This is a genomic window from Thalassovita sp. ABM4_323, from assembly GCF_056158665.1.
On record NZ_JBSWTS010000007.1, the window covers coordinates 2,261,050 to 2,278,438 of the forward strand.

Consider the following 17,389-nt stretch of genomic DNA (forward strand, 5'->3'; position numbering starts at 1 on the left):
TTCGGCGCGGCCTAGTCGCGCAACAGATGCGGGCGGATGTCGTCTCCGCACGCGGCATAGAGATCTAGCAGCTGATCAAAGCTGATCCCGTTTTCCAGGGCCTGAGCCAATGGGCCGGTAGGTGTGGCGATCCGGGGCAGGGTGTCTTGGGCGTCGAAATACAGGGTGACGGTCGCGCCAATATCGGCGAGGTCCGGCAGGTCGTTGTTCAGCTGGGCTTGGGCCGGTTCGGGCAGCGCGGCGTTGGCCGTATCGGTCGTGTCCAGATAGGCAAAGAAGACCTGATCCGAAACATGCACCCAAGGGGTCAGGTGGATGGCGTCATCTGCGCCTTGGATCGGTACCGCGATATGGGCCCGCAGATACCGATGGGCGCCCACGCGGCACAGATCGGCGGCCAGTTGATCTTCGCCGACCTTCACAAAGGGCTGATTGGCGCGCTCGGGATGCGGCCAGGCCGCGGGATGGTCAAACGCGATATCATACACGCCCGAGAACTGCCGCCCGCAACAGGGACATGCACGATCCGGGTCGTTGAAGCGGCGCCAGCGGGCGTCGAGGTCAAGCAAAGACATGGCCAGAGCTCCATAGGGTTGCCCGTGCCTAGACCGGCTGGACCCCAGATGCAACAACGCGCCGGTATCGCAACCGGCGCGTTGTGAAGTCAGGTGGTGTTCAGGGGCTTACTCGGCGGCCTTCAGCTGGAACCCTTTGTCGATCATATCGGTCGGGGTCACCGGGTATTCGCCGCTGAAACAGGCATCGCAATATTGCGGGCAATCGGTTTTGCGGCCCTCGGCCTCGCCCACGGCGCGGTACAGGCCGTCCAACGAGATAAACTTGAGGCTGTCCACGTTCAGATGCTGGCGCATTTCCTCTTCGGTCATGGTGGCGGCCAGCAGCTTTTCGCGCTGGGGCGTGTCCACACCGTAGAAACAGGGCCAGGCCGTTGGCGGAGAGGCGATACGGAAATGCACCTCGGCGGCGCCAGCATCCAGGATCATTTCCTTGATCTTACGCGAGGTCGTGCCGCGCACCACCGAGTCGTCCACCAGGATCACCCGCTTGTCCTTGATCAGGGCGCGGTTGACGTTCAGCTTCAGGCGCACACCCATGTTGCGGATCTGCTCGGTCGGTTCGATGAAGGTCCGGCCCATATACTGGTTGCGGATGATGCCCTGGCCAAAGGGAATGCCGCTTTCATGGGCAAAGCCGATGGCGGCGGGGGTGCCGCTGTCGGGCACGGGGCAGACCAGATCCGCCTCGACTGGGGCTTCGCGGGCCAGCTCTACGCCGATCTGACGCCGGGTTTCATAGACCGAGCGCCCATCAATGATGCTGTCAGGACGCGAGAAATAGACATGTTCGAAGATGCAGAACTTGGACGGGCGCGGGCGGAAGGGGCGCAGGCTTTCGATGCCTTTCTCTTCGCTGATCACGACCATTTCACCGGGTTCGATCTCGCGCACGTATTCGGCGCCGATGATGTCCAGCGCACAGGTTTCCGAGCTGAGCGCCCAGCCGTCCCCGATCTTGCCCAGAACCAGCGGGCGCACGCCCAGCGGGTCGCGCACACCGATCAGCTTGGTGCGGGTCATGGCCACAACGCTGAACGCGCCTTCGACGCGGCGCAGCGCGTCTTCCATCCGTTCGGGGATGTTGCGCTGCAAGGACCGGGCCATCAGGTGAATGATGCATTCCGAATCCGACGAGCTTTGAAAGATCGAGCCACGCTCGATCAGCTCGCGGCGCAGGGCGTCGGCATTGGTCAGGTTGCCGTTATGGGCAATCGCGGCCCCACCCATGGAAAATTCACCAAAGAAGGGCTGAACGTCGCGGATTGCGGCGCCCTTAGACCCGGCGGTGGAATAGCGCACATGCCCAATGGCCAATGGGCCGGGCAGGGTTTGCATCAGGGTTTGCGATGTGAAGTTATCCCGCACATACCCAAAACGTCGGGCGCTGTTGAAACCCGCGACAGGATCATGGCTGACGATGCCGCCAGCCTCTTGGCCCCGATGTTGCAGGGCGTGCAGCCCAAGGGCGACGAAATTGGCAGCATCGGCAACGCCGATGACGCCGAACACACCGCACTCCTCTTTCAGTTTGTCATCATCAAAGGGGTGAGCGGGGGGCATATGCTTGGACAAGGCTGTGCTCCGAATCCGTTGTCTGGCAGGTTGGCCCTTACATAGGGCGTGAGAACGCAACTGTCACGAAAGGATCATAAAAGAACCGCCCGGCTTTTGCACGGGCGGTGTCTGTTTTTGTCAGGTGTTGGATTTATGTGTCGGTTTTGCGCGGATCATTTCTCGCACGAGCCAACCAGATCCTCGTATTGGGCGGTGATCCAGCCCAGGGCCTGTTCAGGATCGCCATCTTCGATCTTGCCGGTCAGTTTCGCAAAGACCCGCGCCGAGCGGCTGTCATCCACCATCGGGATCTGTTGCGAGGTGATCACGGTCTCGTACACGAAGAAGGCAATCGCCACCAACAGAATGCCGCGCAGCACACCGAACAGGAACCCAAAGCCCTGATCCAGCCCTCCCAGCGCCGAGCGCTGCACCAGCGAAGAAAACAGCGGCGTAAACAGCGATGCAATCACCAGCGCCAGCGCAAACACGGCGGCGAAGGCGGCGATGACGCTCAGTTCACAGCTGTCGGCGATGAAATCACCGATCACCGGGATTTCCTTGACCAAAGGCTGCACCTGAGGCGCAAAAATAAAGGCCAGAATGGCCGCAGCCACCCAGCCCGCAATGGCCAGCGCTTCGCGCACAACCCCGCGCGAATAGGCCAGCAGCGCCGAAAGGATGATGACGACCGCAACAACGCCGTCGATAATGGTGAACCCGTCCATGAACCCGTCCCTGTTTACCGGCGCTTATCCCGCGCCGAAGATGTCTCCTACAAAGGCGGTCAGGTCCCCGAACTGTCGAAGGGCCATGCCACCCGTGCCGCCCGCTTTGCCTCCGGACGGAGCGATTGCCGTGGTGAAACCAAGTTTTTGCGCTTCTTTCAACCTGTTTTCGGTCTGACCGACCGGGCGCAAGGCGCCAGACAGGCTGATTTCGCCAAATAAAACCGTATCTTTGGGCAGGGCGGCGTCCTCGCGGGCAGATAGCAGCGCGGCCGCCACGGCCAGATCGGCCGCCGGTTCGCTGACCTTCAGCCCGCCGGCGACGTTCAGATAGACATCGAGCCCGGCAAACGGAATGCCGCAGCGCGCCTCAAGCACGGCAAGGATCATCGCCAGGCGCGAGCCGTCCCAGCCCACGACCGTGCGGCGCGGTTGGCTGTGCGGGGTGGGGGCGACCAGCGCCTGGAATTCCACCAACACGGGCCGGGTGCCCTCGACCCCCGCGAAGACCACCGATCCAGGGCTGGGTTCGCCCCGTTCGGACAGGAACAACGCCGAAGGGTTCAGAACCTCGGACAGCCCGCTGCCGGTCATTTCGAACACGCCGATTTCATCAGCGGGGCCAAAGCGGTTTTTCACCGCGCGCAGGATGCGGAACTGGTGGCCGCGTTCGCCCTCGAAATACAGGACGGTATCGACCATGTGTTCCACCACGCGCGGGCCAGCGATCTGGCCCTCTTTGGTGACGTGGCCGACCAGGATCACCGACATGCCCTTGCGTTTGGCAAAGGTCGTCAGCTCGTGCGCGGCGGCGCGCACCTGGCTGACCGATCCCGGTGCGCTTTCGACATTGTCGGCCCACATGGTCTGAATCGAATCGATGATGGCCAGCTGGGGTTTTTCGGTATCCAAGGTGGTCAGGATGTCGCGCAGGTTGGTCTCGGCCCCCAATTGCACGGGCGCATCGGTCAGGCCCAGCCGCTGGGCGCGCATCCGCACCTGCGCGCTGGCTTCCTCGCCCGAGATATAGATGGTCTTTAGCCCGGCCCCGGCAAAACGTGCCGCCGCCTGCAACAGCAGTGTGGATTTGCCGATACCGGGATCACCCCCCACCAGAATGGCGCTGGCCGGCACCAAACCGCCGCCCAACACGCGGTCCAGCTCTTCCAGCCCCGAAATCGTGCGCGGAGGCGGCGTTTCCTGCGTCGCCAGATCGGTCAGCTGGATCGAGGCCCCGCGTTTGTTGCCCAAGGATTTCTTGGACGGGCCCGCCGACAGGGGCGTGTCCTCGATGATGGTGTTCCACTCGCCGCAGGCATCGCAACGCCCGGACCATTTGTTGGTGGTGACACCGCAGGCGGTGCAGGAATAGGTTTTTGTCTTGGCCATGAGCGCAGTGATGCCCTAGCGCGCGCCGACGGTCAAACCCGTTCCTTGCGCGCAGCCAGGGAAATCCCCAAGGACGCCAGGATACAGCCCGTGAACAGATACAGCCCCCAGGCGGTTTCGATCGTGCCCACGCCGATGCCCTTGGCGATGGTGATATAGAGCGCGATCAGAAAGATATCCGCCATCGCCAGTTTCCCCAGGATGTTCAGCGCGGGCAGGGTGCGTTTGTCCAAAAGGTCGAAGTGGATCAGCGCCAGCCCGATGGTTTTCAGGTAGGGCGCAAAGAGCGCAAAGAGGGTGACGATCAGCGCCAGAAACACATCGCTGTCCCACAGGCTTTGCAGGCCCGAGATGACGCTGATCTCGGACAGACCGAACAGGGGCAGAAGCCCAGCACGCAAGAGCGGCGCGAACCACGCGATGGGGAACAGGATCAGCAGGGACAGGTTCAGGTATTTCATCCGATGGGGTTTCCTTGAGGGGCGGTATGAAATTGGGGGCGGCACAACGGGTGCGCAAGGGGGGGGCGTTCGTGGAGAGCGCGGACGCCTTCGGCGGGAGAGTATTTTTCGAGCAAAGAAGGCGCTAGCGCACCGCCTCGATCGGGCCGTCGGCGCGGCCGTGGATGAATTGGTCCAGATAGGGATCGCCCGAGGCATCCATTTGCGCCACGGGGCCGGTCCATTTGATCACCCCGTCATGCAGCATAGCCACGTTGTCGGCGATGGCGCGCACGCTGGTCATGTCATGGGTGATGGTCATGGCGGTGGCGCCCATTTCAACGACGATCTCGCGGATCAGCTCGTTGATGACGCCGGACATGATGGGATCAAGGCCGGTGGTGGGCTCGTCAAAGAAGATGATCTCGGGCTCGGCGGCGATGGCGCGGGCCAGGCCGACGCGTTTTTGCATGCCGCCCGACAGCTCGGCCGGAAATTTGTCGGCCACGTTGGATTTCAGGCCCACGCGGCGCAGTTTTTCGATGGCGATCTCGCGCGCTTCGTCTTTGGGGCGTTTGAGCGAGCCGCGCAACAGGCGGAAGGCGACGTTTTGCCAGACGGGTAGTGAGTCAAACAGCGCGCCGCCCTGGAACAGCATCCCGAAACGAGCAAGAAAGGCGTCGCGGTCGCCCTTGGTGACGTCCTGACCGTCCAGCGTGATCGTGCCGCTGTCGGGTCGTATCAGCCCCAGCACACATTTCAGCGCCACGGATTTGCCGGTACCCGAGCCGCCGATGATGACCATGGAGGTGCCCTTGGGGATTGTCAGATTGACCCCGCGCAGCACCTGGTGGTCGCCAAATCCCTTATGAACATTTGCAAGCTCGATCATGCGGAGAAAAACACCTCGGTCAGCAGGTAGTTCGCCGCCAGGATCAGGATCGAGGCCGCGACGACCGCGGATTTGGTCGCCCGGCCCACGCCCTGGGCGCCCCGGCCCGAATGCATCCCGTGATAGCAGCCCATCAACGCGACGATGAACCCAAAGGCCGCGCCCTTGATCAGACCCGACACGACGTCAAAAGTTTCAAGGAAATCAACGGTATTGGTCAGGTAGGCCGAGGCGTTAAAGCCCAGCCGGCTGATGCCCACGAAATAGCCGCCCATGATGCCGATCACGTCGCCCACGCCCACCAGCACGGGCACGGCAATCGTCGCCGCCAGCACGCGGGGCAGGGTCAGGTACTTCATCGGATGGGTCGACAGCGTGACCAGCGCGTCGATCTGCTCGGTCACCTTCATGGTGCCGATCTCGGCCGCGATCGAGGACGCAACCCGCGCGGCCACCATCAGCCCCGCCAGCACCGGACCCAGCTCGCGCACCATACCGATGGCCACGATCGAGGGCACCACGGCCTCGGCGTTGAACCGGCTGCCCCCGGCATAGATCTGCAAGGCCAGGGCCCCGCCAGTGAACAGCGTGGTCAGCGCCACAACCGGCAGCGAAAGCCAGCCGATATGGATCAACGCTGTCAGGAATTCGCGCCCATAAAACGGCGGGCGAAACAGATGGGAAACGGTTTCCAGCGCGAACAGTGTCACCCGCCCGATCAGCGCAAGCGCCGCAAGCACCTGATGCCCCAGCGCGGCCAGAGGCGATGTCAAACTCATGCGCTGGTATAGCGCCGCCGATAGCGCGCGCCCAACGAGGTCAGGATTTCATAACCAATCGTGCCGGCATTCTCGGCCAGCATATCTACGGTTTGATCCGCGTTCAAAAGCTCCAGCGATTTGGGGGCTTCGGGCAGATGGGTCACATCCACGCCGATCAGATCCATCGAGATCCGTCCGCGCACCGGACAGGCGATATCCTGCGCATACAAAGAGGTCTTCGGCCCCATAGCGCGGTGAATGCCATCAGCATAGCCCGCCGCTACCGTCGCGATCTTTGACGGCCCCTCGGCCACCCAGGTGTTGCCATAGCCAACGCTTTCACCGGGCTCGACATCGCGCACCTGGATCACCGGCAGGCTGATATGGGCGACCGGACGGGCCGCATCGAAAGGCAGCCCTCCATACATCCCAATCCCCGGACGCGTGACATCAAAATGATAGTCCGGGCCCAGCAAAATCCCCCCCGTCGCGGACAAAGAGCGCGGCACATCGCACCCCTCGGTCATCTCGCGAAAGGCCTGCAATTGCAGCGCATTCATCGGATGGTCTGGCTCGTCCGCACAGGCCAGATGTGACATGATCAGCTGGATATTCTGCCCCAATGCAATCTCGCGCAACGCCGCCCATTCCGCAGGCTCCATCCCCAGCCGGTTCATGCCCGTGTCCAGCTGCACACCAAACGGATGCCCCGGCAAGGCCTCGACATGGCGCAGCATCTGGTCGATCGAATTCAGCATCGGCACCAGCTGCAAATCATGGATCATGTCGGTATCCCCCGACATATGTCCCGAAAACACGCAAATCTCCGGTCCCGGCCCCAGGGCCTCGCGCACCGCAGCGGCCTCTTCAGCCACCGCCACGAAAAACCGCCGCGCACCCGCATGGGCCAAACTGCGCGCCACACGCCCCGCGCCCAAACCATAGCCATTGGCCTTGACCACCGCAGCAGTCTCCACGCCGCTGCCGGTCAAAGCATCCAAAGCACGCCAGTTCGCCACCAGCGCCGCCAAATCAATTGTCAATGTTGCCGTCGTCATGGGCTTGTTTTGACAGAGTGCCCAAAATGGTCAAGCGCAAACACCCCGCAGATCCGCCAAGCCGCCCAAACGCGCAGGGTCTTGCCGCTTTCTTTGCTCCCCCAATACTCCGGGGGCGGCTCCCGCAGGGAGGCGGGGGCAGAGCCCCAAATCGCGCGACCTCAATACTCGTCGCCAGCGCCTTGCTGCCAGGGTTTGACCAGATTGCCGAACCGGGTGAACTGTGCCTCGAAGGCCAGGTCTACCGTCCCGATGGGGCCGTGACGCTGCTTGCCGACGATCACTTCGGCCTTGCCGTGCAGGCGTTCCATCGCGGCGATCCACTCTTCCATCTTTTCCAGTTCGTGCTCGCCAGGTTTTTCACGTTCCTTGTAATACTCCTCGCGGAACACGAACATCACCACGTCGGCATCCTGTTCGATCGAGCCACTTTCCCGCAGGTCCGACAGCTGCGGGCGTTTATCGTCCCGGCTTTCCACCTGACGGCTTAGCTGGGACAGCGCGATCACCGGAATGTTCAGCTCTTTCGCGATGGCCTTCATCCCCATCGAGATTTCGGCAATCTCGTTCACCCGGTTGTCCGACATGCCGCGGCACAGCTGTAAATAGTCGATGATAAGCAGATCCAGCCCGTGCGTCCGTTTCAGGCGCCGTGCCCGCGCGGCCAGCTGGCTGATCGGCAGGGCCGGGGTGTCGTCGATGAACAGAGGGCAGGCCTCCAGCTCCTTGGCGGCATCGACAAAACGTCGGAACTCGGCCTCGGTCATGTCCCCTTGACGGATCTTGTGCGAGGAAATCTCGGAGGCTTCGGCCAGCACACGGCCGGCCAGCTGCTCGGCGCTCATTTCCAGGCTGAAGAAGCCCACAACGCCACCATCCACGGCGCCCTCGGTCCCGTCGGATTTCAGACCGCGCTTATAGGCCTTGGCCACGTTGAACGCGATGTTGGTCGCCAGCGAGGTTTTCCCCATCGAGGGACGCCCGGCAAGGATCAGCAGGTCCGACGGATGCAAACCGCCCAGCTGTTTGTCCAGATCGGCCAGCCCGGTGGAAATCCCGGCCATGCCTCCGCCACGCTGATACGCCTCGTTGGTGACATTCACCGCTTCGGTCACCGCCTTCAGGAAGGACACGAACCCGCTGTCGGTCTGGCCCTGCTCGGACAGTTTGTACAGCGCCTGTTCAGCGTCGACGATCTGTTCCTTGGGTTCCGAGGCCACATCCACGCGCTGCGCCTTGGTGGCGATGTTGTTGCCCAGGCCGATCAGCTCGCGCCGGATCGCCATGTCATAGATCATCTGCGCGTAGTCGCGCGCGGCATAGGCCGAGATTGCCGCCCCCGCCAGACGTGCCAGATAGGCCGGGCCGCCCAGTTCCTGCAGGCCTGCGTCGTCCTCAAGGAACGCCTTCAACGTCACCGGGCTGGCCAGGGCGTTCTTGGCGATACGGGCTGCGGCGACCTCGAAAATGCGGGCATGCACGGGGTCATAAAAATGACCCGCCCCGATGATCGACGCGACGCGGTCATAAATATCGTTGTTCGTGAGGATCGCCCCCAGAAGCTGTTGCTCAGCTTCGATGGAGTGCGGCATTGGATCTGCGCTGTCGGCCTGTTCGGCGCCGTTCTGACCTGCGCCGTCGATCTTGGCAATCTCGTTCATTTGTCCCTGTCTCCCAATGGGAGGAGTTCATACAAAATCCCGCCGCCAGCGGGCAAATTGTATGTTTCTGGGGATAAGTTGTGAGCAACTCATCCCCTACAACATCATGCGGTGCGGTGACGCTGTCCGTCAATATATGCGAGGCTTGTGGGCTGAAATCAGCCGTTTTTGCGCGCTTCTTGCCAGGGGCGGGGGCTGGTCAGGAAGGCTTCGACCTCTTTGAGGGTGTTCTCGTCAAAGGCCTTGGACTCGCGCGCTTCGGCCAGAACATCCCACCAGGTACACAGGTGGTGCAGCTTAACGCCATGATCGCCCAAGGTTTTCTCGGTCTCGGGGAAGATGCCGTAGTAGAAGATCACCGCCGTATGCCCACAGGACGCCCCGGTTTCGCGAATCGCGTCCACGAAGCTGAGTTTCGAGCCGCCATCGGTGGTCAGATCCTCGACCAGCAGCACGCGCTCGCCCTCGGTCATCGCGCCCTCGATCCGGGCATTGCGGCCATACCCTTTGGGTTTTTTACGCACATAGGTCATGGGCAGGGCCATGCGCTCGGCGACCATCGCGGCGAAAGGAATGCCCGCCGTTTCACCGCCGGCAATGTTGTCGAATGCCTCGAAACCGGCCTCGCGCATCACGGTGACGGTCAGAAAATCCATCAGGGTCGAGCGGATACGGGGGTAAGAGATCAGCTTGCGACAGTCGATATAGGTCGGGCTGGGCAGGCCCGAGGCCAGGGTAAAGGGCTCGTCCGCGTTGAAATGCACGGCCTTGATTTCCAGCAGCATGCGGGCGGTCAGGCGGGCGATCTCTTCTTTGGTGGGGTAGGAAGCGGGGATCATCTGCGGTGTCCTTTTGTCTGGACCGGGGGCGCGGGCGGTTGGGGCGGGCGCCTCCGGCGGGAGTATTTGGCGAGCAAAGAAAGGCTTAGGCGGTCACATGCCAATGCACGGGGAAGCCAGGGTCAAAGACCGTGACGGGGCCAGCATCGGAGTGGATTTTGTCGGGCCACTGGGCGGCGTCGCCTTTGGTGAGGGTGATCGTGCCGGTGTTGACGGGCTTGCGGTAGAAGGCTGGGCCGTTCAGTGAAGTGAAGGCTTCGAGGGTGTTCAGCGCGTTTTCTTCCTCAAACACATGGGCCAGAAGGGCCATGGTGTTGGTCGCGGTGAAGCAGCCTGCGCAGCCGCAGCCGGTTTCCTTGGCCGCGTCCACATGCGGGGCGCTGTCGGTGCCCAGGAAGAAGCGTTTGTCGCCGCTGGTGGCGGCGGCGCGCAGGGCCAGGCGGTGCTCTTCGCGTTTGGCGACGGGCAGGCAGTAGTAATGCGGTTTGATCCCGCCCACCAGGATGTGGTTGCGGTTGATGATCAGGTGGTGCGTGGTGATCGTGGCGCCCAGATCGGTGTCGTTGGATTTGACATAGTCCACGCCGTCACGGGTGGTGATATGTTCCATCACGACGCGCAGGCCGGGGGTGGCGCGGCGGATCGGGTCCAGGACGCGGTCAATAAAGACGGCCTCGCGGTCGAAAATGTCGATGTCGTTGTCGGTGACCTCGCCATGGACACACAGGGGCATGCCGATTTCAGCCATTTTTTCCAATACGGGGCGGACTTTGTCGAAGTTGCGCACGCCCGAGGCCGAGTTGGTGGTGGCCCCCGCGGGGTAGAGTTTCACCGATGAACACAGCCCAGTTTCAAAGGCGTGGGCGACGTCGGCGGGGTCGGTGTCCTCGGTCAGGTACAGGGTCATCAGGGGCTCGAAGCTCATGTCCCCGGGCAGGGCGGCCATGATCCGGTCGCGATAGGCGGCGGCGTCAGCGCTGGTGACCACCGGGGGGACCAGGTTCGGCATAATGATGGCGCGGCCAAAATGGCGGGCGGTTTCGGGCAGGACGGCCTGCAGCATCGCGCCATCGCGCAGGTGCAGGTGCCAGTCATCGGGGCGAGTGATGGTGATCGAGCTGTTCATACACCCGCGATTACACCGATCCGGGCGTGCGGACCAGTACCCGGTGGGCGGAAATTTGCCTTAGGCGGCGGGAATCTGGATCTTGCCCTCGGCAGCGGCCTTTTCCAGCGCGTCCAGGCGGCGGCGAATGCGGGGTGCGTGCATGCGGCCGACGACGTTGCGGCACAGGGTAGCGGCCAGATAGGGGCGGTCCTGCACGTCCAGGCGCGCCAGCAGGCTGCGCAGATAGGACGCGTTATTGCGCCGGGCGCGGTACATTTTGGCAAAGGCAGCCGCCGAAAATGTCCCGTGCCCGGCCTGGCTGAGGACGGTGAAGAGCAGGTCCATCGTCAACAGTTCGGTTTGAAGCGCATCGCCCATGTTGGGCATGCGCAGCTTGGTCACATTGGGGCGCGTGAACAGCGCCGCGTGCATGGCATCCAGATCCTCGTGCGGATCATAAAAAACAAAGGCTTGGGCGGCGGCCTCGATCATGTCGGGGCCATATCCAAACCGGTCCGTGAACGAGGTGCGGCGCATTTCCAGGAAACGGTCGTCCCACTCGGTCACGCGCGGGTCCAGCGTGGCCTGGGGTTGCACCGCCAGAACCGTGGCGCCGGGGGATGCGACAGAAAACACGCTGGCGGCATAGCCACAGGGACCGGCGCCATAGAACACGACCTGGTCGAATTCTTCGAAAAACCCGTCGTCAATCAGCTGATCGAACAGACCATAGACCGCCGGGTCGCGAAACCAGGTGTCCCCGTCGGAAATCAGCGCCAGATGCGACCAGCCGTGTTCGCGCGCGACCTCCCAGCCCATGGGTTGGGCGGTTTCAGATAGCGCCTGAATCCCCTGGAGCAATTCGAAGGTCACGATCAAAGTTTCACTCAGGTCCACGAAACTGGCGAAATGGCGTGGGCCCAGGGGCTCGAAAAATCCTGTATCTTCCGAGATTTCCTGCAGTTTCCCCAGCCACGCAGGCCGTTTCAGCCCGTTCAAGGGGGTTTCCAGCAATTTCAACAGATCCGTTGTCATACCGCACATCCTTCGCCGCCTGCGCCTTGCAGACTATACTCTAGGATTTCAGACCTAGGTGTCCAATGGGGCGAAAATGCGGAAAATCCTAGGGCTTTCTGCGGGGGGATGCTTTTGCGTTGTGCGCGCGGGTCGCGTGATGGGTCAGATAGCGCGCGGCGTCGGCCGGAATTGGGCGCGCGGGCGGGGTGGCCATAAGACGGCTCATCAGGGCGCGATAGGGCTCTTGTTCCAACAGCGCCGAGATTTTTGCGTGACGCCAAGCCACCGCATCCTGGTGCAGGTTCGCCAGCTGCGCATCGGCTGTCAGCTTGGCCAATTCCGCGTCGCGCTTGGGGGCCATGGCGGCAATGCTGGTATCCTCGTCGGTGCTGTAATTGCGCTCGGTCCAGTAATCCATGCCCAGCCTGTCCGCCGCATGCACCGCGCGGCCCCGATCGCATTTCACAAGATAGGATTCCATCGCGCCCAGCGGATAATGGTTCAACTGCGCAAAGGCATAGTTCGGCTGGCGATAATCTGAAAAAATCCGGGTGGTTTTGAAGGCCGCGCCCAGCTCGCGCCCCTCGGCATCAAACCATCGCGCCTGGGTCAATCGGTCAGGGTCGGGATCGGCGGGGCGGTGGACGCCGGGGCGCGCATATGTGCCGTCATTGCGATAGAGCGTCTTGAACATCACCGCGCGCCAGGGCCAATGCAGCACCTCGGGCGCGGCGCGTTGAAACTGATCGGTCACCGGCCGGTCGGTGAAGCGCACCACCCCCGCATTGCCAAACAGCCGCCAGGTCAGCGTGATGGCCGTTGCCTGGGGCAATGCGGCCACCAGCCCCTGCACCGAACGATCCCCCGCGTGGATATTCACGAACTCGTCTACGTCCAGCGGCAAGATCCAGTCGGCTTGCTGCACGATGTCCATTTGCGCGGCCAGGTTCAGCGCCGTGAATTGGATGCTCTGTTTGTCATAGGGGCCCTCGTTGCGGATATGGGTTAGCTGGCCCAAATCCTGCAAGCGGTCCAGCATCGCGTCGGTCCCGTCCTGGCAATCGTTTGAAAACACCAGGAAATCGGTGAAGCCACACGCGCGGTGATGGGCCAGCCATTCCAGCAGAAAGCTGCCCTCGTTGCGCACGCACAGGATGGCCAGAAAGCGATCCGCCATTCAGCTCTCCATATCCAGGGCCAGGGCCCAAGCGACGCGTTCGGGGCTGCTGAGCTTGATCGACAGCGCTTGGGCATAGAGCTCTTGGAACTCGGGCATGCCGTGCAATTCGTCAGCCTTGGCGCGGTGCCACTCCAGACCGCTTTGATGCAGCGCGCGCAGGGTCTTATCCTGTAGCAGCCGGTCAAGCTCGGCCCTCACACGCGGGATATTGCGTTGGATCGTCAGGTCCTGGTGATCGTTCCAATCCATCCGAATCCAGTAGTTCAGCCCGATCGAGCGATCCACATGCAGCGCCCGCCCGCGTTGACGTTTCACCAGAAAGCTTTCGGCCGAGCGCAGCGCATAATGGTTCAACTGGATCAGGTCATAGCCGATATTCTTGCGCGAGCTGCGCCAGCCGTTCTTCAGCGCGTCCGAGGTCATGTCCTGGCCCGAGCCATTGACCCATTTCACGCGCGCGGCCTTGTCCTCGGCCAGTTTGTTGGGCCGGTGGCAGCTGTATTTCTCGTAGGCGCCGATATTGCGGAAAAGCGTCTTGAACCCCCAAACGGTGTGCGGTTTGGGGCAGTATTTCGGGGCGCAGCGGTCAAATTGTTCAATCACCAGCTTGTCCGCCAGCTTGTCCACGCCGCTGTGACCGAACAGGCGCCAGGTCATCGCAATATTCGAGGCATCCGGCACCATAGCATAGAAATCCTCGAGCGTGCCATTGCCGCAGCGAATGTTCATGAACTCGTCCACGTCGATATGCGCGATCCAATCGGCGTTCTTCAGTACCGGTTCGTCGCGCGCCGCGTCCAGCGCGTATTGCTGAGGCGAATTGCCCGACCAATTGTCATTGTTGCGATGTTGAAGGATGCCAAGATCTTGCAAACGTTGCAGGATTTCATCGGTGCCGTCGCTGCAATCATTGGTGTAGATCAGGAAATCATCCACCCCGATGGCGCGGTGATAGGCCACCCATTCCAAAATATAGGGCGCTTCGTTTTTCATGCAGCCCACGATCGCCGTTCTGGGCCCGTTGGTGCGGGGCAGGCGCGCAGGATAGGGCGCGCCCAGCTGGTCCTCGCGCATTGTGCCGATCCGGTTGTGCGGCTTGAACGACGAATTTTGCAGCTTGATCAGGTTCTGCTGCGCCAGCGGGGGCATGATCGCCTGAATTTCCGGGGCCAGATTGGCGCCAATCACATCCGAGCCATTTGCCGCCGGTTTGGGGGGCGTTTGTGCGCGTTTTTCCTGCCGCGTGGCCCGGTCGATCCGCCCCATGAAGGCCAGCAGATATTGCGAGGCCCGATACCCATTTTGCGGCTCGGCCTCGGTCCAGTCCGGGGCGTCGCCCTGGCTGGGCGACAGGACTTCACCCAGCGCGGGATGTGCCTGTGTCAGCGCTGCATTCGTGCTGGCAAAGCCGTCGGAAATGGCGCGCAGCGAAACCGGATCAATCGGATCGCCGGCGATGCCGACCTCTTTGGTCAGGGTGTTCCACAATTTGCGAGGGATCACTTTGTCGGTGCGTTTCAGCAGGATCATCAGCAGATCGTTCAACTGTCGCGCCCGGGTGAGATGCGCCGCCGAGGGCTGTCGGCTGGGGGTCGCAGCCGCGGCCTTGCCGATTTGCCCCTTGATGTCAAAGGCTGCGCGCAGCTCGTCCGTGGCTGCCTCGGAATAGAACAAATCCTTGTCATAGGGGCGCAAAGACACGCGGCCCGTTCCGAAAACCGCCTCCCATTCCTGCACCAGGCGTGTGTAGTCCAGCCAGAAGGCGGGGCACTGGATTTCCTGGAATTGTCCCAGCGCAGGCTGAATTTCGTGCCCGTCCAGCAACGCGTCATCCCACCAATCGGGGGTCCCGGCCATATCCTGTTCAAGCGCCAGGGACTGGGCGCGCCCAGACATGACCTGATGCGCATAGTGACGGCCAAGCACCCGCGCCTGTTCATCAACATGCGCCACGATCCGGATGTCGTCGGACAGCGGCACCAGCAGATCGTGTAGCCGCTGGATTTCGGATCGGCGCGCCAACGAGGTGCCCAGCTGGCTGGCCGACAGGATCAGCGTGTCCGGCGCGTGGGTTTCGACCTCTTGGTGCAGCTGTTTGGCGACCTCGTTGCGCAGGGCGGCCTGATCGCTGGCGCTGCTATAACCGCGACTCAGACGCAGGGGGTCCACGTGATCGGGGTCGGTGACGGCCATATACAGCCGCGTGTGGTTTTTGCTGCCCAAAGCGCGCGAATACAGAACGCCCTTGTTCAGCAGCTGTTCGCGTTTGTCGTTCAGCACGTTTTGCAGACGGGCCGCGCCCACCTGTTCCAGGCCGATATGCAGGTAGATCCGCATCAGCTGACCTCCGATTCCCGAGAGGGTTTGGATGGATTGCGATTGGCTTTGCCCCACCAGGGGATGTCGCGGCCTACAAAGGCGCCAAGCGTATCCGCAGCACCACGCGCGCCCACATCCAGCATCAAAAAGGCAGGGTCATTCGTGAACAGACGCTCCAGATGGGCATAATGCGCACAGATCCATTGCACGCGGTGTTCGGGCTTATTGCCAAAGCCCGCAGGCAATCCGGGGACATGGCCTTCGGGCAGGCGCTCGGATCCCAGATTGGACCAGCGCAACATCGAGTTCGACAGAGCCTCGGGCGGGCGCCAGGTGGCGAGGAAGCGCGCACCGGGGTGATGGGTGCGGATGGCCTCGATCAGGCCGAAATCCATTTGCGGCCAATAGGACACGCCCTCGCGCAGGGTACTGATTTCGGAAAACCCATCGAACAGGTCCAGCCCATGCAGGGGATCGCCCGTGGTAAAATAGCCCTGATACATCATCTCGCCCACAAAGGCGTTATGCAGGGTGCGATCCGGGGTCTGACGTTTGCGAATGCGATAATCCGCGATGCGCAACCCGGCGATCCGCAGCGCATGAGCCAGCGTCGTGGTGCCCGATTTGGGCAGACCCAGATTGATGATGCGCGGACGCGGGCTCATGCGTCCAATCCCAACAGATCGCGCAGCTTTTGTTCCGCGTCCGAGATTTTCGGGACCTTGCGCAAATGGCGACGCAACCTGATATAGGGACGCTGCGCTAACAACTCGGCGCATTTTTCACGGTGCAAACGTACGCAATCGTCATGCAGATCGGCGATGCCGGGCAGGGCCTTCAGCCGATCCATTTCAGCGCGCAAGGCAGGCAGGTAACGGTGGATGCTCTTGTCTTCTTGCGCGTCGTCATTGCGTTCGCGCCAATAGCTGTCGTCAAACGCCCGGTTTTCACGGTTCACGTCGCCGCGATCGTTCTTCACCAGATAGCTGTCCAACGAGCGCAGGGCATAGTGATGCAGCGTGGCGAAATTGCGCGCGCCATCGGCCGGGAATTTCCGTATGCGGCGCGGATTGGCCGCCACCAGGAACTTATGTGTGACATCGCGCCCGGACCCGTCCGTCCAACGGGGATGTTTGCGCGCGGGCAGCTTTTCACGAAAGAACGGCCGATGGGCCCCGAAATATTTCAGCGGAAAGTCATGGCGCATGAGGGTCTTCACCTCGATCGCCAACTCTCCGCACCAGATGTCAGGATTATGGGTGCGGGTGAACTGTTCGATCACGGGGAGGTCTTTGAATTTCTGAACCCCCGCATTGGCAAAAAACTGAAACGTTAAAGAGATCGCCTGGGGGGCACCACAGGCCTTGATCAGCGCCGGCAGCGTATGATCGCCAACATGGATATTTGGAAACTCGTCGACATCCGCCACCCAAACCCAATCAGCGCCGGTCACGATGTCCTGCTTGGCCGCGTGGCGCAAAGCCTCCATCTGGTAGTTGCGCCCCTGCGCGGGGTTGGGCAGATGCGTGACAATCCCCTGATCGGACAGGCCTTCCAGCAACCGATCCGTCCCATCACTGCAATCGTTTGAATAAAACAGGAAATCGCGCACACCCACGACACGATGAAAGGCGATCCATTCCAACAGGAACGGCCCCTCGTTCTTTACACAGGTCACGGCGGTGATGCGCATTTGCGGTCCGCCCTGATCCATTGGGTCTTTTTCACTCATGACACTGCCCATTCTCTGGCCGCGGGTGATCCCGTTCTACTCCAGAAATCGTTACCGGAATCATGACAGCCTTGGGCCGGGGCGTCAACGTCACGCAGCGTCTTGCACCTTGGTGCCACTTGACGCACCGCGC

At 61.9% G+C, this 17,389-nt stretch carries 16 protein-coding genes; all 16 read right to left on the reverse strand.

Annotated elements, in window-relative coordinates:
- Positions 1–11: 11 nt before the first annotated feature.
- Positions 12–575, reverse strand: coding sequence for a DUF2199 domain-containing protein (locus ACXADQ_RS13605; RefSeq protein WP_475321480.1), 564 nt, complete (start codon positions 573–575; stop codon positions 12–14).
- 108 nt (positions 576–683) lie between these two features.
- On the reverse strand, positions 684–2,138 hold the full coding sequence (gene purF / locus ACXADQ_RS13610) for an amidophosphoribosyltransferase (protein WP_475326081.1): 1,455 nt from the start codon (positions 2,136–2,138) through the stop codon (positions 684–686).
- Between the two features lie 167 nt (positions 2,139–2,305).
- Positions 2,306–2,860, reverse strand: coding sequence for a CvpA family protein (locus tag ACXADQ_RS13615; protein WP_475321483.1), 555 nt, complete (start codon positions 2,858–2,860; stop codon positions 2,306–2,308).
- A gap of 24 nt (positions 2,861–2,884) precedes the next feature.
- Positions 2,885–4,249, reverse strand: a complete 1,365-nt coding sequence (gene radA / locus ACXADQ_RS13620) for a DNA repair protein RadA (RefSeq protein ID WP_475321487.1) — start codon at positions 4,247–4,249, stop codon at positions 2,885–2,887.
- Positions 4,250–4,281: 32 nt separating this feature from the next.
- Complete coding sequence (locus tag ACXADQ_RS13625; protein ID WP_475321489.1) at positions 4,282–4,710, reverse strand: paraquat-inducible protein A; 429 nt, start codon at positions 4,708–4,710, stop codon at positions 4,282–4,284.
- Between the two features lie 124 nt (positions 4,711–4,834).
- Positions 4,835–5,581 carry an ABC transporter ATP-binding protein gene (locus ACXADQ_RS13630; RefSeq protein WP_475321492.1) on the reverse strand — a complete coding sequence of 249 codons (747 nt, stop codon included), beginning with the start codon at positions 5,579–5,581 and terminating at the stop codon, positions 4,835–4,837.
- Positions 5,578–6,360, reverse strand: a complete 783-nt coding sequence (locus ACXADQ_RS13635; RefSeq protein WP_475321495.1) for an MlaE family ABC transporter permease — start codon at positions 6,358–6,360, stop codon at positions 5,578–5,580. Before ACXADQ_RS13635 ends, ACXADQ_RS13630 begins: the two co-directional genes overlap by 4 nt.
- The gene (alr, locus tag ACXADQ_RS13640) at positions 6,357–7,400 is read right to left on the reverse strand and encodes an alanine racemase (RefSeq protein ID WP_475321499.1); all 1,044 of its coding nucleotides are present in this window, start codon (positions 7,398–7,400) and stop codon (positions 6,357–6,359) included. The genes ACXADQ_RS13635 and alr overlap by 4 nt, the downstream gene beginning before the upstream one ends.
- A 161-nt stretch (positions 7,401–7,561) precedes the next feature.
- A complete protein-coding gene (locus ACXADQ_RS13645; RefSeq protein ID WP_475321503.1) occupies positions 7,562–9,061 on the reverse strand; it encodes a replicative DNA helicase in 1,500 nt (499 codons plus the stop codon).
- 158 nt (positions 9,062–9,219) lie between these two features.
- Entirely contained in the window at positions 9,220–9,900 is a 681-nt protein-coding gene (locus ACXADQ_RS13650) for an orotate phosphoribosyltransferase (RefSeq protein WP_475321507.1), read from the reverse strand.
- Positions 9,901–9,985: 85 nt separating this feature from the next.
- On the reverse strand, positions 9,986–11,026 hold the full coding sequence (pyrC, locus tag ACXADQ_RS13655; RefSeq protein ID WP_475321511.1) for a dihydroorotase: 1,041 nt from the start codon (positions 11,024–11,026) through the stop codon (positions 9,986–9,988).
- Between the two features lie 60 nt (positions 11,027–11,086).
- Positions 11,087–12,043, reverse strand: a complete 957-nt coding sequence (locus ACXADQ_RS13660; protein WP_475321516.1) for a phosphoadenosine phosphosulfate reductase — start codon at positions 12,041–12,043, stop codon at positions 11,087–11,089.
- 88 nt (positions 12,044–12,131) lie between these two features.
- Positions 12,132–13,202 carry a glycosyltransferase family 2 protein gene (locus ACXADQ_RS13665; protein ID WP_475321518.1) on the reverse strand — a complete coding sequence of 357 codons (1,071 nt, stop codon included), beginning with the start codon at positions 13,200–13,202 and terminating at the stop codon, positions 12,132–12,134.
- Positions 13,203–15,542, reverse strand: coding sequence for a glycosyltransferase family 2 protein (locus tag ACXADQ_RS13670; RefSeq protein WP_475321520.1), 2,340 nt, complete (start codon positions 15,540–15,542; stop codon positions 13,203–13,205).
- Positions 15,542–16,189, reverse strand: a complete 648-nt coding sequence (locus ACXADQ_RS13675; protein ID WP_475321522.1) for a sulfotransferase family protein — start codon at positions 16,187–16,189, stop codon at positions 15,542–15,544. Before ACXADQ_RS13675 ends, ACXADQ_RS13670 begins: the two co-directional genes overlap by 1 nt.
- A complete protein-coding gene (locus tag ACXADQ_RS13680) occupies positions 16,186–17,217 on the reverse strand; it encodes a glycosyltransferase family 2 protein (RefSeq protein WP_475326082.1) in 1,032 nt (343 codons plus the stop codon). Before ACXADQ_RS13680 ends, ACXADQ_RS13675 begins: the two co-directional genes overlap by 4 nt.
- Between the last annotated feature and the right edge of the window lie 172 nt (positions 17,218–17,389).

Bases quoted from the DNA above. Each gene is read 5' to 3' on its own strand.
- ACXADQ_RS13630 (WP_475321492.1), bottom strand. From the start codon at position 5,581: ATGATCGAGCTTGCAAATGTTCATAAGGGATTTGGCGACCACCAGGTG.
- ACXADQ_RS13660 (WP_475321516.1), bottom strand. From the start codon at position 12,043: ATGACAACGGATCTGTTGAAATTGCTGGAAACCCCCTTGAACGGGCTG.
- radA (WP_475321487.1), bottom strand. From the start codon at position 4,249: ATGGCCAAGACAAAAACCTATTCCTGCACCGCCTGCGGTGTCACCACC.
- pyrC (WP_475321511.1), bottom strand. From the start codon at position 11,026: ATGAACAGCTCGATCACCATCACTCGCCCCGATGACTGGCACCTGCAC.
- alr (WP_475321499.1), bottom strand. From the start codon at position 7,400: ATGACGACGGCAACATTGACAATTGATTTGGCGGCGCTGGTGGCGAAC.
- ACXADQ_RS13615 (WP_475321483.1), bottom strand. From the start codon at position 2,860: ATGGACGGGTTCACCATTATCGACGGCGTTGTTGCGGTCGTCATCATC.
- ACXADQ_RS13675 (WP_475321522.1), bottom strand. From the start codon at position 16,189: ATGAGCCCGCGTCCGCGCATCATCAATCTGGGTCTGCCCAAATCGGGC.
- ACXADQ_RS13665 (WP_475321518.1), bottom strand. From the start codon at position 13,202: ATGGCGGATCGCTTTCTGGCCATCCTGTGCGTGCGCAACGAGGGCAGC.
- ACXADQ_RS13670 (WP_475321520.1), bottom strand. From the start codon at position 15,542: ATGCGGATCTACCTGCATATCGGCCTGGAACAGGTGGGCGCGGCCCGT.
- ACXADQ_RS13625 (WP_475321489.1), bottom strand. From the start codon at position 4,710: ATGAAATACCTGAACCTGTCCCTGCTGATCCTGTTCCCCATCGCGTGG.
- ACXADQ_RS13605 (WP_475321480.1), bottom strand. From the start codon at position 575: ATGTCTTTGCTTGACCTCGACGCCCGCTGGCGCCGCTTCAACGACCCG.
- purF (WP_475326081.1), bottom strand. From the start codon at position 2,138: ATGCCCCCCGCTCACCCCTTTGATGATGACAAACTGAAAGAGGAGTGC.
- ACXADQ_RS13635 (WP_475321495.1), bottom strand. From the start codon at position 6,360: ATGAGTTTGACATCGCCTCTGGCCGCGCTGGGGCATCAGGTGCTTGCG.
- ACXADQ_RS13650 (WP_475321507.1), bottom strand. From the start codon at position 9,900: ATGATCCCCGCTTCCTACCCCACCAAAGAAGAGATCGCCCGCCTGACC.
- ACXADQ_RS13645 (WP_475321503.1), bottom strand. From the start codon at position 9,061: ATGAACGAGATTGCCAAGATCGACGGCGCAGGTCAGAACGGCGCCGAA.
- ACXADQ_RS13680 (WP_475326082.1), bottom strand. From the start codon at position 17,217: ATGCGCATCACCGCCGTGACCTGTGTAAAGAACGAGGGGCCGTTCCTG.